The sequence below is a fragment of the Gluconobacter sp. NFX36 genome (genome assembly GCF_049887835.1).
Classification (GTDB): domain Bacteria; phylum Pseudomonadota; class Alphaproteobacteria; order Acetobacterales; family Acetobacteraceae; genus Gluconobacter; species Gluconobacter japonicus_A.
In genome coordinates this window covers 181,447-195,137 of the sequence record NZ_JAGEKJ010000001.1, presented here as the reverse complement: position 1 = coordinate 195,137, position 13,691 = coordinate 181,447, and the positions used below count along the sequence as shown (strand labels likewise).

Genomic DNA, 13,691 nt, shown 5'->3' with positions numbered 1-13,691 from the left:
AACGATCATAGAACTCCCGTCCCTATTTCGGAACCACTGCGCCCCGAAGGAAGAGGCTTATTCCATAATCTTCCGCAGAACGCCCGGAAGCAGCATGGATAGCGGATTGACCGTCATCTGAGGCTGGCCAACGGTACCCTTGACGTCAAAGGTCGCCGCAAGCAGTCCGCCACCCTTCTCAGGCGCCAGAATATGCCCCACCCCCGGCAGCTTGCCCGGAAGCGCATTCAGGCCGAACAGTGGCACAATGGTGCCGTGCAGATCCACAACAGACGTATCGAGATCAACCGGCCCTTCGACCGTTGCGCCAAGAGCCTGATTGCCGATTGTCCCGTCATGCAGGGTCAGTTTCCGCCCTTCAAGACTGAGTTTCGTTGAGACGCGCTTCACCTGAAACCGGTCCATATGGCTCTGACTCCAGTGAAGCGGGGACAGATCCGAAATAGCCGTCAGTGTGAACGGAGGCTGGAGGAACTCGAAGGGACCAATATCCAGATGCCCGCGGAATGGGGGGAGGCCGAGACCAAGTCCCGATGAGCCAGCTTTGCCGCGCAGGAAGTTTCCATCCAGATGCGCAACCCCGCCACCAATCCGGTCATACAGACCCAGTTCTTTCAGCAGAATACCAAGATTGTCCACATCCAGCACGAATGGCTGCTGCTGCCCGGTATCCGCCAGCACAGCCCGCACACGAGAAGGCGCATCCAGGGCAAACCGGCCTGAAACAAGCGCGCCGTGACGGAGTTCCAGATGGGACACAACACCACCGACCATGCCTTTGGGCCCGAAATAGACACGAGGCGCCCGAACATCGATAGACCAGCCCTGATCCACATTGTCAGGCGTGCTGGGGCTTCCAGCTTCCCGTGTTGCAGCTTCTCTTGCGTCGTGCACGGCCTTGCGGGTCGCGGGATCAAACAACGGTGCCAGATCCAGCGGGTCCGCATCCAGAGCAATATGCACCGGGTCAGACGGCTGGTCTGGCAGCATGATCCGGGCACTTCCGGCGCTCCGGCCCAGCCGGAAACCTTCAATGACAATACCGTTCAGCTTGCCGTTCTGCGTCACGCCCCGACCAGCAATGGCCAGCGTTTTGCCATGGGCCTGCAAACCGTCCAAGGCCACCATATCGTGGCCCTGCAACGCAATATGCCCTGTTGCAACAGCCGCTTCACCTACCGGTTTGGTCCAGACCGGCACCGTAATTCCCGCCTGCTCCATATCAAGCGACAGGGCAAGGTCAGCGAGAGAGCTGGCATGTTCGATGTAATGCGCGGACAACGTGGCATGTCCGGTGAAAAGCCCTGCCGGAACCAGATGCGCTTTTACGGCAGACAGCGGATCGAGGAACGCTTTTGCCTGAATGTCCTGTAAAACCCGTTCCGGAGCGCCTTTCCGGAAATTCTCATTCACAACGACATGAACGGGAATCCCCCTCAGACGTCCATCTCCAGTAAGAGCCAGTCCACTTTCGGTTGCGGAAAGCGTGCCGGATGCCTCATCAACGGCATGCCCCATCAACACGTTCCCCAGATGCACACTGGCAAAGGAGGCCTTGGCCTGGACGTGCATGTCCTCATCCTGAACATGCGCCGTCAGCGGCAACGTAAGCCGGGCAGACGCATCGACAGATCCTGAAGGGTCCGTAAATGGTAGGGGGTGCTTGGAAAGCAGGTGCAACCTCGGGTGGGACAGAATATCTCTGAACGCTGGCAGGGAACCTTTCAGATGGGCTCTGATATCCCCCGTCGTCGGGCCTTTTTCGTAGAGATTTCCTAGCCGGACTTCCCCATCCGCAACTTTGATCGGCCCGCTCTCGGTCGCTTGTGTTCCATGCTGGAAACGCACAACCAGGGTATCGAATCCGTCAAATCCCAGCGTAGCGTCCAGCCCCGTCGCTGGAGCAATCGGACGGAGCCAATGAACTGTCAGATCATCGCCCAGCAGTTGCCCGTCCATACTGGTGGGCAGGACATGCTTGAAGCCGTTATTCGAATGAATATGCGTGCGAACCTGCAGATCATGCCCGCGGCCAGTCGTAATATTGGCGACGATCCATTTCCGGCCACCTTTAATCAGACCGGTAGGCCAGACATTTCCAAGAGTGGCAAAATCAAAACCATCCAAGGCAGCCGTAGCGTCACCGTCCAGCACCTTTGGATGTTTGAGGTCATCCACCGTCAGGGCTGCCGTCGCCTGAAGATGCGTCAGTGCTCCATGAGTATCGGCAAGCACCAACGTCAGGGTTGGCACGGCAAAAGAGGCGGGTCCCTTTGTCCCCGGCGATGTCATGTGAAGATTGATCTGGGCCTCACCACCACGCAGATCAATCGGCTCATCATTGCCCTGCCGGACATGCCCACTGCCAAGCATCAGGTGCAGCGCCAGACTGGAAGGAAGTTCGCCCATCCCATGGGGTACTACCTGCATGTCAGCAGCAAGAGTGAGCGGAACGTCCCAGTTCGCCAGCCCCTTGCTGAAAACACTCAATCCCTCTGGACGGAAAGACGTGGACGTCAGGTGCCATTCGCCCATCCGGGGAGATCTCTGACCACCTTTTGCCGTCAGAACCGTCTGGAACGATCCCACACGCACGGAACTGGTCCACCAGCCGTTCCAGAGATAATCCTTGGACGCAGCCGCAACTTTCAGGCGTTGGCCGTGAGCTTCAATCGGCCCCAGCAGCAGGGACTGACCATCCGGCAAACCTAAAAGCGTTATCGACACATTCCGCAGATCGACTGCAGCCAGACGGTCCATCTGGGTCGGAACACCACGTCCGCCATGTTTTTGAGACGGGAGATCAAGGTCAATGTCCCCATTGGCTTGTCGACGCAGCACGAGGGAAACATCCTGAAGCCGCAGCCGACGCGGGGCAATAATACCGTGAAGCAAAGGCGCAAGCGCCAGGACGGTATCGGCTTCTCCGGCTGTTTCAGCAATCGTGCCATCCAGGCGCGTCACCGTGAGACCGCGCGCCTCCAGCATCAGTCCTGCAGAAATTCCACCAGAACTTGGCTGCCACTGAACACGAAGTCTGGACCATGCCAGGCGTCCTGCGGGATGACCGGGTTTCTTGCCTGCCACCACGGGAATTGGCTCGATCAGGCGGGAAATGGGGGTGACGTCTACGGGGCCGTGCGCCAGCTTCCACAACAGCAGGGTTCCAGCCGCTCCGGCAACTGCGACAGGAGCGGTCAGCACAAGGCAGACCCAACGTGCAACGCTCAGGTGTCGCGGAAGGCAGAACGGTCCAGGTGAATAAGGATCAGGCAGGGCCATGTCTGTATGCCGGCTGACGTCCGGCGTTCTCCCTGTCTGTGGAAAGGATGGCGGAAGGGCAGTTCAGGCCCCGCTGGTCATATCCCGGAAAGCCTCAGCCACCAGTGCGGTATGATCGGCAGGTTTCACTTTGCGCCAGATATGGCGGATGACACCGTTCCCATCCACAAGAAAGGAACTGCGCTCCATGCCCATATAGGTCCGCCCGTACATGGATTTCTCAACCCATGTGCCATAAGCCCCGGCGACAGCGTGATCCTCATCGGAGGCCAGCGGAAATGTGAGAGCATATTTTTTGGCGAAACGGTCGATTTTCGCAACCGGGTCCGGGCTGACGCCAATGATTGTCAGCCCCTCGCTGTCGAAGGACGGCAGATTTTCCTGAAGGGAACAGGCCTGCGTTGTGCAGCCGGGCGTATCTGCCTTGGGATAGAAATACAGCAGATACGGTTTGCCCTTCAGCGTTTCGCTGCTGACGGCACCGCCCCCCGAAACGGGAAGCGAAAACGCTGGAGCACGGTCACCCGGCTGAAGAGCATGATCTGTCATAGGCACCATGATTGCCTGACACCCTTCGCCCGATCAAGGCGGACGAAGGGCAATAATGCCTCAGTATTGCGGATAAACCACAACAGGCGGTGGTGGCGGAGCGTAAACGACCGGCGGTGGTGGCGCATAAACGACACGAGGCGGCGGAGCATAGACAACCGGCGGCGGAGGCGGACCATAGGACTGACCCAACATGGCACCCCCTACAGCGCCGATTGCAAGGCCGCCAAGAATTCCACCAATCACGGCACCGCTGTTTCCGTGATGACCACCGTGATGCCAGCCCGGTCCAGGACCATAATAGCCACGTCCTGGGCCACCATATCCGGGACCGCCATAACCACCATGCCAATGTGCTTCAGCAGTGGGAACAACGGCATTCGGGGCAACTACTGCCGTGCCGATCAGCAGGGGTGCAGCCAGAAGAACTGCACGGGTGATGCGACGCATGGCAAATCTCCTCATTACGTCAGACGGGGCAGTCCCGAAGAATGGTTCCACCCGTCCTGTGAGAAGAAATCTGCCATAGGAAAATGGCAGGAAAAGGCAACAATCATGGCAGATTTTTCTCAAATCATGACGGCCATGGCGGGTATTTTTCAGTGTTTGGGATCAATCCGGTGATAGCCTTCAGGAGGATCAAACAGATCATCCGCCTGCCCCGCCCGACTGACAGACGCTGCCTGCACAACAAGCCGTCCGCCTTGGGTTGCGCCCAATAACAGACCATCCGTCGTGTAACAGAAATCCGTGGGGAGTTTGTTCGTATCGACGCTTTCCCAGATCATGCAGGCCTCGCCCGCAATTGTGGCAGGACCAACCTGTTTCCACGTTCCGGGAGCAGGCGTACCGGGAGCGGAAAACGAATCGCCGGGCGCTTCAGTCACGGTCGCACTTTTTGCGGTCGTATCCAGCACCATCAGCCGATGGGTCCGGTAATCCGTCAGCATGACCGTTGCCGCCCCTTCGGGGTCCACACGCTGTCGCCAGAGCTTTGCGCTCCAACGCATCCGCTGATGAAGATGCTGCCCGTTCGGGCCCACCATGACATAATCAATATCTGCATCATGCATTGGCGTGACGTAAGGCGCTGTATCCGCGGCATACGTCGTCTGAGCGCCAAGAAGCAGCCCTGCCAGTACAGCGAGCCCCCGAAAACCGCACCGCATCAGTTCTGGCCACCATTGGATGGGCCACTCGGAGGCTGATCAGGGGTAGAGACCGTTCCATCGCCTGCCGAATCATTGGAGACGGACGGCTGACTTGCGTCTTCAGGAGACACCGGTGGAACAACGGGAGCCGACGTCTCGGCAGGTGTGCCCTGTGCGGCAATATGGCCGGGCGCCTGCACAGCCGAGTCGCCTGCCGCGCCACCTTCAGGAACAGGGGCAGGCGTAGGGGACGTGGACTGGCTGCCACCAGCGGAAGAATGATGGGGGGACGTACGAGGCGTGATTTCCTGGAACCCTGCCGGCGGCTCGAATGTCGCTGTCGGCAGATCTCCGTAAGCGACGTTCGTGGCCTGAATAGAGCCTTCTGCTCCATCCGCATCCACACCGTTCTCGGACAGGATCACGCCATCCTCCGTCACGCAGGCGCTGGCCTTGCCATGGGCCGTCTGGATATCCCATCGCCCACACGGGACTCCGGCAATCGTGGCCTGACCTGCCTTGGTGTATTTCATTCCGAGATCCAGCATGAACGGATTATGCAATCCGTGCTGGGGCCGGATATGGGCGTAGAGCTTCCGCTCCAGCATGACGAGCGTCACAACCTGCTTGGGGCGATCAAGAATCGTAATGCCGCGCCCATCTGCGGAATCAATTCGCAGCAGATCTCCCGAACCGGAAAAATAAACCTTCACATCCCCGCCAGCCCCCTGCATCCCCGGAGCGGACAGATGATATGTGACAGTGACATCCCGCGCCGGAGACAGTCTCGGATGGTCATCGGCGTAGGCTGCTGCGCCGCTGCCTGCACAAAAAAGCAGACTTGCGAGAAAAGCAGACCGATGCCGCCGAAAGAGTGAAATCATCAGGACTCTCCTGGATGTGGGCGTAAAGACGCGATGTCATCGCGCAGGGCGTGCAGACTGAAATCGTCAGGCCAGACGGCGCGGACAGTCAAAGCCTGGTTGAGCAGAACCAGATAGTCCGCAGCAGGAATACCAATACCGCCCAGTGTTGTCAGATGAGGTGTCGTGTACTGCGTATCCAGAAGGCGATAGCCTCCCTGACGCAATCCTGCAACGAGATGGACCAGCGCAATCTTGGAAACATCCCGCTGCCGGGAGAACATGCTTTCCCCGAAAAATACGCCCCCCAGCGCCACACCGTACAACCCGCCGACCAGCCTCTCGCCGTCCCAGACCTCAATGGAATGAGCATGGTTTCGCTGATGCAGGACGCCATAGAGGGCGCAGATGCGAGGACTGATCCAGGTCTCTTCCCGGCCGGGCGCCAGTTCGGCACAGGCCAGCATGACGTCTCCAAAAGCCCGATCTGCCGTGACCTGAAACTTGCCGGACCGGATGGTGCGCATCAGCTTGCGCGGTACCACCATGCCGTCCAGTGGAAGAATTCCGCGTTCCTCCGGAAAGTACCAGTTCAGTTCATCACTGTCCCGGTCAGGAGCCATCGGGAAAATACCGGACGCATAGGCATCAAGCAGGCTTTCCGGTGTGACGTCAGACATGCCGTCGGTGCTCTCGATCCTGCATAAGGGAAATGTTGGCCTCTCTGTCTGTCGGCATGATACACAGATCCTCGACCTTCATGGAGAGCCGCCTTGCCACTCGCCTTTGTCTACATGATCTTTCTCATACCGCTGGCGCTCCTGCGCCTGCTGCTTCCTGAAGCACATGGCCTGCTGATGGCGCTTGTCAAAATCTGCCTTGCAGGAATTGTCTTCTGGGGACTTCTGGACTTCTGGCGCCTGCGTCCCAGCAAGGGCTAGGCCTTCAAATCAGGCCCAGAAGAACAAGGAACAATCCGACAATTGATCCACCCCAGATGAGACTGCGCACTGCTCCCCAGCCAAACGCATAGGCTGGGACGTAGAGCAGACGTCCGAAGAAATAGAGCCCTGCACCCCAGGCAACCAGAGCGCCATCCTTTCCGGCAACATGGGCCAGAAGAACTGCCCCAATGAAAATCGGGAGTGTTTCCTGAAGGTTGGCCTGTGCGCGGCGCATCCGAGCAGCGAGGCCGGTATAATGTGGTGTCTCACCATCCCGGTTTCCGGTGGCCCACTGAACGCCGTCCTGACGCCGACAGGCGCCCGAGGTGAGAAACAGGTGCGCAACGGCCAGAACGAGCGTCCAGCCCAGCCAGACAAGACTCATCGACATACTGTTTCTCCGGTTTCAGCCCCCTGCAAACTCAGGAGAAGGACTCAGACGTTGCTCCGGATCGCAGATCCATGGCTGCTTCATGAACGGCCCGGCCATGCGTCCGTTCCAGACGGCGGATCGTAAAATGTGCCCGGGCAAGCGCACGGTAATGGGCAAGGAACGCCGAATTGAGCGACGCACCACAGAGCGCACCGGCAACCGGCACCATCTGAAGGGCAAACTTCCGCGACAGGCCAATGCCATAATGAGACGCCACTTCGGAAATCAGCATCACGACCGGGCGTCCTCGTAACAGAGCGCGGGCCGAGAAGAATCCGAGTTCGCCATCCTCGTCTTCCTGACGGGCCGGAAAGGTCTTGAGCGCGAAGACTTCCAGACAGGCCCGGCGCGTCTCTTCATCACGCAGGTCCTCGCCCTCCTCGCGGGCAATGCGGCCGATCTCACGCATGATGGTCAACGTCGTGAACCCGACATCCGGGGCCAGGCCGAATACTCCGCCAAAACCACCGACAGCGCCCGAGATGGCTACAGCCGCCTGTCCGGCATTCTCCCGCCACATATCGCGCTTGAGCGGAACGTCGTTTTTAATCCCGACGATCGCAACATTGAACGCCTGTTCAATGGCGACTTCCGCGGTCTTCTGCATTTTTTCCTGAAGACCCGGCGCAAGACCAAGTCCCTTCATCCCGAGTCGCGCAGCCTGTCCGACAGCACCACCCATCAGATCAGCCAGACGGACGAGGACGCCGCGCCCCTGCTCGACGCGTGCCAGCACGGACTGAAGCTGGGCCAGGGACTCCCCGTCCAGCGCCAGTGATGCAAATTCGCTGGTCGGAAGCTGCGAGCCATTCTCTACGGTCATGACGATCAAAACTCCTGTTCGTAAGACCCGAAACCGTTTACCCGATAGCAGGTTTCATATCGCATCACGAAAGCCCCCTGCTTGACGGGTGCCACGGCCGGGTGTGGAGAAGGACATATGATGAAAACATTTTCCCGCTGGATCCTGTCTGCCCCACTGGCGGTCAGTCTCCTCGCGACAGTGGCCACGCCGGCGCTGTCCGCTCCACATCATGCCCATCGTAGCCACAGTACGGCCGATCTGCCACAGATCCCGCCCTCGACGGCGCATCAGCTGAACAATCAGCCTGACAAGGTTCTGACGCCCGCACAGCAGGTTGCCCTGCCGGACGGCGGTGCACCGCCCCCGCCGCATGGCTACACGACAGTTGAAGACTCGGAAGAGAGACTCGCGAACTACAGCGGGGAAGTGAGAACTCATCTGCCGGTCGGGATGCCGGGCACCAATGCCGAGCAGAAAACCAACGGCGCAAACAATTTGCCGTCCCATTTCAGCATTTTCGGGATGCCGGTGAAGTTCAATGCTCCCGTTACAGCCCCTTATCATAGCGAAGACCTGCCGCTGACCTATGCCGGACATCCGTCCAACGGGCAGACGAATATTCTGGTCAACGGCGACGCCTCAGACATTCATTGAGGTCAGCGCCCTTTTACCCAGTCTCCGATTTTCGTCAGGTAGCGGAACTCCGGTTCCGTGACCGGCGCAACGGAGAGGCGGGACTGCTTCAGCAACGCCATGTTTTCCAGTTCAGGGTCAGCCTTGATCTGCGCGAGCGTAACGGGCTTTGCAAAAGCGCCATTTGCTTTCACGTCCACACAGACCCAGCGCGGATCCTCCGCAGTCGGGTCCGGATATGCTTCCTTCACGACGTCCACGACACCCACAATCTGCTTTTCACTCACAGAATGGTAGAAAAGCGCCAGATCACCGATCTTCATGGCGGCCAGATTATTGCGGGCCTGATAGTTGCGAACGCCTGTCCAGGGTTCCACCCCGTTGTGAACCTGTTCGCTCCACGAAAAGGCTTCGGGTTCAGATTTTATCAGCCAGTACGCCACGTCATTCTCCTGCGAAAAGTTCCCCTTTCGCGCTCATTTCCGTGAAACGTGATAACAGTCATAGGAACAATGGGACAATGCACCTCTTCCGATTGTGAGGGGTTCGGACTATTTCATGTAGAAATATTTCGCGGAGTTTGAGAGTTCCCGTGCGCCCTACGCCTAATCTGCTCCATCGTTATGCCAATCCGGGGCAGTTCCTGCGTCTGGCCCGTGCGCTTCAGCCATGGCTGTCCACCGGCGCGATCATCTTCCTGACGGTCGGGATCGTGTGGGGTCTGTTCTTCGCCCCTGCGGACTGGCAACAGGGCGAGACGGTCCGGATCATGTATGTGCATGTTCCCATGGCCTGGCTTGCCTCGTCCTGTTACCTCGGCCTGGCCATCTGCGGCCTGCTGTCGCTGGTCTGGCGCCATCCGTTGGCCGATCTGGCCGCCATCGAGATTGGCCCGGTCGGAGCCTGCGCTGCTGCATTATGTCTCATTACCGGCTCCCTTTGGGGTCAACCGATGTGGGGCACATGGTGGGTCTGGGATGCGCGCCTGACCTCCGTTCTGGTGCTATTTTTCCTGTATCTGGGCCATATCGCCCTGATCCGCGCTTTCGATGAGCCTGCCCGCGGGCAACGCGCCGCCGCCATTCTGGCGCTGGCTGGTGCGATTGACCTGCCGATCATCAAGTTCAGTGTGCAGTGGTGGAACACCCTGCATCAGCCGGACAGCATCACGCTGACAGGAGCTCCCACCATGTCCATGACGATGCTCTGGCCGCTCCTCATCACGACCATCGGCTTCACGCTTGGTGTTGCCGCAGTCATTTTCGCCCGGCTGAGTGCCGCAATCCACGAGAGCCGAACCCGTCAGCTTATGGCCCGGTCCCGGCTCAACCGTTCGGACAGGTCCGCAGCATGATGCACCTTCCCAATCACTGGCCCTATATTGCCGCCGCTTATGGTCTGACCATTGGCTGTTCGCTGGTTCTCGGCATTGGTGCGGCCCTGCGCCTGCGCCGCGCCAAAACCCGGCTGGCCGCTGTCGAAAGCCAGCTTCGCCACCGTGAAAGCTCCGCATCATGACCCGCAAGACACGTCGTCTCTGGATTGTCATCGCCTGCCTCGCCTGCATCAGTTCTGCTGCGGCTCTTACGCTGCGGGCGTTCTCATCCAATATCGTGTTCTTCATGGCTCCCTCGCAGGTCAAAGCGAACCCGCCATCTCCGGACCGGACCATCCGTCTGGGCGGCATGGTGATGGCGGGCTCCCTGCATCGCATTACGGAAAATGGGGCTCCGGTGAACTCCTTTAACGTCACCGATGGCCAGGCTGCCGTGGAAGTGCATTACACGGGCATCCTTCCGGACCTGTTCCGCGAAGGTCAGAGCGTCGTTGCTCTTGGAACCGTCCAGAAAGACGGTGGTTTCACGGCCAGCGAAGTTCTCGCCAAGCATGATGAAACCTACATGCCCAAGGAAGTGGCCGACGAACTGAAACGCACGGGCAAGTGGGACCCGCGCTTCGGCAAGGCGCCTGACGCTGCCAGCTGGGACACCATGACCGCCAAGAAAGCCGGAGGCTGAACACCATAATGTTCGGACCAGAACAGGGCCATTTCGCCCTGGCCCTCGCCTGTGTTCTCGCACTCATCCAGTTTGTTGTTCCCCTCTGGGGCGCTCACAAGCGCAATGCCCGCCTAGTGGCGCTGGCTCCGTTTCTGGCGGTGTCGCAGCTTCTCGCTCTGGCGATCTCATTCTTCAGTCTGATCATGTGCGCCGTGCATGATGACTTCTCGGTTCAGAACGTCGCTGCAAACTCCGCCGCGTCCAAGCCGCTGCTTTATAAAATCACGGGCGTCTGGGGCAACCATGAAGGGTCCGTTCTGCTCTGGACCCTGATCCTTGGCGTCTGCGGCGCGGCTGTCGCCGCATTCGGGCGAAATCTTCCGGATATCCTGCGCGGGCGCGTTCTTGCGGTCCTCGGGGGTGTTTCAGCTGGTTTCCAGCTTTTCTGCCTTCTGACCTCCAATCCGTTCGACCGCGTTTTTCCGGCTCCAATGGATGGTCAGGGCATGAACCCTCTGCTTCAGGACCCCGGCCTCGCATTCCATCCCCCCATTCTCTACACCGGCTATGTCGGCTTTGCCGTCCCGTTCGCGTTTGCCGTCGCAGCCCTGCTTGAAGGACGTGTTGATGCCGCATGGGGACGCTGGGTCCGTCCATGGGCCGTCGCAGCCTGGTGCTTCCTGACCTGCGGTATCGCGCTGGGCTCCTGGTGGTCTTATTATGTGCTGGGCTGGGGTGGTTACTGGTTCTGGGACCCGGTGGAAAACGCGTCTCTTATCCCATGGCTAACGGGCACCGCCCTTGTTCACTCCGCCATCGTCGTGGAAAAGCGCGAGGGTCTGAAGATCTGGACCGTTCTGCTGGCGATCGCGACGTTCTCTTTCTCCCTCTCCGGAACCTTCCTCGTCCGTTCAGGCATCCTGAACTCCGTTCATGCCTTCGCGAATGATCCGGCCCGTGGTGTGTTCATTCTCGGCCTTCTGGCGCTGGTTATCGGAGGGTCGCTCGCTCTCTTCGCATGGCGCGCACCGTCCCTGACCTCAGGCGGCCTGTTCTCACCTGTGTCCCGCGAAGGCTCGCTGGTGCTGAACAACATTCTGCTGTGTTCCATCTGCGCCGTTGTTGTGACGGGCACGATGTACCCGCCCTTCATGCAGCTTCTGGCAGGCCGTACCATTTCTGTCGGCAAGCCGTTTTTTGATGCCGCCACCATCCCCCTGACGATCCCGCTCCTTCTGGCCATGGGCGTCGGCACGGCTCTGCCCTGGAAGCGCGCACAACTGGCGCGCACGTTCTCACACCTGTTCGTGGCGGCCATTATTGCTGCTGTCGGGCTCGTGCTGTGCTTCTGGAAATTCTCTGGGGCACTCCCGATCGCTTGTGGTGCATTGGCCATCTGGGTCATGGCAGCGTCCGTCACGGATATCCTGCGCCGCGTCGGACTAGGTCATTCCAGCATGGGCGAGATGCTCGCCCGCGCCCGGAACCTCCCGCGATCCAGTTGGGGGGCGGCTCTGGCTCATATTGGTGCGGGCATCACCGTTCTGGGTCTGTGCGGCATGTCCAGTGCCCAGCATGCGATTGTGGAAATCCATGTTGGTGAGACCCGCAGCCTTGCGGGAGATGACTGGACGCTTCTAAACGTGCACGATTATGCAGGTCCGAATTATCGCGCCATGCAGGCCGATATCGCCATCCGTCACAACGGCAGACTGATTACGACGCTGCATCCGGAAAAACGCGATTTTACCACGCAGAACCAGACCACAACGGAAGTCGCCATTCATACGAACTTCATTACGGACCTCTATGGTGTGGTGGGCGACCGACACGGAACGGGCGCGGATGCGACCTATGTGCTACGTCTGCACCGTAACCCGCTGGCTCCATGGATGTGGCTTGGCGGGCTGGTCATGGCGATTGGTGGGGCCTTCTCCCTATCAGACCGTCGCCTGCGCGTCGGCGCTCCGAAAAGGGCGGCCACACGGAACATGGCCCAGGCCTGAGGAGAGACACGCATGAACTCAACACGACGGGGCTTGTTGACGGCCCTTCCGATTGTGGGTGCCGGCGTTCTGGGTGTCGGCTTCTGGAAAATGCTTCAAGGTATGGAAAGTGGCGGCTTTGACCCTCGGGCTGTGAAAAACCCGAATGTCGGACGCCCCATTCCGCAGTTTGCCATGCCGGGTCTTCCTGGTCTGGGAGACGGCTTTACGGACAAGGAACTCAGGGCGGAAACACGCCCGGTTCTGGTCAATTTCTTTGCGTCCTGGTGCATTCCGTGTGTTCAGGAAATGCCCGGCCTCCGCTCCATTTCACGGAACATGCCCATCTGGGGCATCGCCTATGAAGACAAGCCAGAAAATGCGAGCGCCTTCGTTCAACGTGATGGGACGCCTTATGCCCGTGTCGCATCAGATCGCCATGGCCGTGTTGCGATTGACTGGGGTGTGACAGGAGTTCCGGAGAGCTTTCTCATCGCGCCGGGGGGCCGAATCCTCTGGCATGGAAGCGCCGCGCTCGATCCGCAGATTTATGAAGCGGAAATCCGCCCGCGACTGGCAGGCCTGTGATGAAACGTCTTTCTGCGCTGCTTCTGGCCACAACACTTGTTGGGGGTGGCATTGCCTTTGCCGTCGATGATCCGGCGGAAATGCTTCCCAATCCCGTACAGGAAAAGCGGGCCGAAGCGATTGGCGCTCATCTCCGTTGTCTTGTCTGCCAGAACGAAAGCATTGAAGACAGCAGCGCGCCTTTGGCTCGTGATCTTCGGAAAGTGGTGCGGGAGCAGGTCGCGTCCGGAAAGTCGGATCAGCAGATTATGGACTGGATGACGGAACGCTACGGCGAGTTCATCCGGCTGGCGCCTCAGTTTTCATGGTCAACCGCCCTGCTCTGGCTGATGCCGGCACTGGCGCTGGTGGCCGGTCTTGTTATTGCCTGGCGTGCGACGAGACGCCGCGTTGTCACGCCTGCGCCGCTCACGGATGAAGAGCGCGCGCGTCTGGATGCCCTGTCGGGCCGGGAGTAA

At 59.4% G+C, this 13,691-nt stretch carries 17 protein-coding genes; 8 read left to right on the top strand and 9 right to left on the bottom strand.

The annotated features are described in order from the left end of the window. Window positions 1-57 precede the first annotated feature (57 nt). The 6 genes from J4P41_RS00940 to aat form a co-directional block, all read right to left on the bottom strand. Window positions 58-3,282 (bottom strand): AsmA-like C-terminal region-containing protein, encoded by a 3,225-nt coding sequence (locus J4P41_RS00940; protein WP_426065790.1) that lies wholly within the window; start codon window positions 3,280-3,282, stop codon window positions 58-60. 63 nt (window positions 3,283-3,345) lie between these two features. Beyond that, entirely contained in the window at window positions 3,346-3,831 is a 486-nt protein-coding gene (gene bcp / locus J4P41_RS00935; protein WP_426065789.1) for a thioredoxin-dependent thiol peroxidase, read from the bottom strand. A 60-nt stretch (window positions 3,832-3,891) separates the two neighbouring features. Continuing rightward, window positions 3,892-4,281: a hypothetical protein gene (locus tag J4P41_RS00930; protein WP_010501033.1), complete on the bottom strand. Its 390-nt coding sequence runs from the start codon at window positions 4,279-4,281 to the stop codon at window positions 3,892-3,894. Window positions 4,282-4,430: 149 nt separating this feature from the next. Next, window positions 4,431-5,000 carry a hypothetical protein gene (locus J4P41_RS00925; RefSeq protein ID WP_415515145.1) on the bottom strand — a complete coding sequence of 190 codons (570 nt, stop codon included), beginning with the start codon at window positions 4,998-5,000 and terminating at the stop codon, window positions 4,431-4,433. Continuing rightward, window positions 5,000-5,866, bottom strand: coding sequence for a hypothetical protein (locus tag J4P41_RS00920; RefSeq protein WP_426065788.1), 867 nt, complete (start codon window positions 5,864-5,866; stop codon window positions 5,000-5,002). Before J4P41_RS00920 ends, J4P41_RS00925 begins: the two co-directional genes overlap by 1 nt. Then, on the bottom strand, window positions 5,866-6,525 hold the full coding sequence (gene aat, locus J4P41_RS00915) for a leucyl/phenylalanyl-tRNA--protein transferase (protein WP_426065787.1): 660 nt from the start codon (window positions 6,523-6,525) through the stop codon (window positions 5,866-5,868). The genes J4P41_RS00920 and aat overlap by 1 nt, the downstream gene beginning before the upstream one ends. Window positions 6,526-6,618: 93 nt before the next feature. Here aat and J4P41_RS00910 point away from each other — a divergent pair, with 93 nt between their 5' ends. Continuing rightward, a complete protein-coding gene (locus J4P41_RS00910; RefSeq protein WP_156315464.1) occupies window positions 6,619-6,786 on the top strand; it encodes a hypothetical protein in 168 nt (55 codons plus the stop codon). Between the two features lie 4 nt (window positions 6,787-6,790). Here J4P41_RS00910 and J4P41_RS00905 read toward each other — a convergent pair whose 3' ends face one another. Further along, the gene (locus J4P41_RS00905; protein ID WP_426065786.1) at window positions 6,791-7,180 is read right to left on the bottom strand and encodes an MAPEG family protein; all 390 of its coding nucleotides are present in this window, start codon (window positions 7,178-7,180) and stop codon (window positions 6,791-6,793) included. A gap of 31 nt (window positions 7,181-7,211) precedes the next feature. Next, entirely contained in the window at window positions 7,212-8,045 is an 834-nt protein-coding gene (locus J4P41_RS00900; RefSeq protein ID WP_062024467.1) for an EcsC family protein, read from the bottom strand. 117 nt (window positions 8,046-8,162) lie between these two features. On the opposite strand from J4P41_RS00900, the gene J4P41_RS00895 reads away from it, so the two are divergent. Next, window positions 8,163-8,681: a hypothetical protein gene (locus J4P41_RS00895; RefSeq protein WP_010501020.1), complete on the top strand. Its 519-nt coding sequence runs from the start codon at window positions 8,163-8,165 to the stop codon at window positions 8,679-8,681. A gap of 2 nt (window positions 8,682-8,683) precedes the next feature. On the opposite strand, the gene J4P41_RS00890 is transcribed toward J4P41_RS00895, so the two are convergent. Next, a complete protein-coding gene (locus tag J4P41_RS00890) occupies window positions 8,684-9,103 on the bottom strand; it encodes an EVE domain-containing protein (RefSeq protein ID WP_282857384.1) in 420 nt (139 codons plus the stop codon). A gap of 149 nt (window positions 9,104-9,252) precedes the next feature. Between J4P41_RS00890 and ccmC the strand changes: the two genes are divergently transcribed. The 6 genes from ccmC to J4P41_RS00860 are packed head-to-tail and all read left to right on the top strand — an operon-like array spanning window position 9,253 to window position 13,691. Beyond that, window positions 9,253-10,014 carry a heme ABC transporter permease CcmC gene (ccmC, locus tag J4P41_RS00885; RefSeq protein WP_007282604.1) on the top strand — a complete coding sequence of 254 codons (762 nt, stop codon included), beginning with the start codon at window positions 9,253-9,255 and terminating at the stop codon, window positions 10,012-10,014. After that, a complete protein-coding gene (locus tag J4P41_RS00880) occupies window positions 10,011-10,178 on the top strand; it encodes a hypothetical protein (protein WP_007282605.1) in 168 nt (55 codons plus the stop codon). The genes ccmC and J4P41_RS00880 overlap by 4 nt, the downstream gene beginning before the upstream one ends. Next, on the top strand, window positions 10,175-10,678 hold the full coding sequence (gene ccmE / locus J4P41_RS00875; RefSeq protein WP_010501009.1) for a cytochrome c maturation protein CcmE: 504 nt from the start codon (window positions 10,175-10,177) through the stop codon (window positions 10,676-10,678). Before J4P41_RS00880 ends, ccmE begins: the two co-directional genes overlap by 4 nt. 8 nt (window positions 10,679-10,686) lie before the next feature. After that, window positions 10,687-12,666, top strand: coding sequence for a heme lyase CcmF/NrfE family subunit (locus J4P41_RS00870; RefSeq protein ID WP_426065785.1), 1,980 nt, complete (start codon window positions 10,687-10,689; stop codon window positions 12,664-12,666). Between the two features lie 12 nt (window positions 12,667-12,678). Continuing rightward, window positions 12,679-13,233: a DsbE family thiol:disulfide interchange protein gene (locus tag J4P41_RS00865; RefSeq protein WP_426065784.1), complete on the top strand. Its 555-nt coding sequence runs from the start codon at window positions 12,679-12,681 to the stop codon at window positions 13,231-13,233. Continuing rightward, a complete protein-coding gene (locus J4P41_RS00860) occupies window positions 13,233-13,691 on the top strand; it encodes a cytochrome c-type biogenesis protein (RefSeq protein ID WP_010501003.1) in 459 nt (152 codons plus the stop codon). The genes J4P41_RS00865 and J4P41_RS00860 overlap by 1 nt, the downstream gene beginning before the upstream one ends.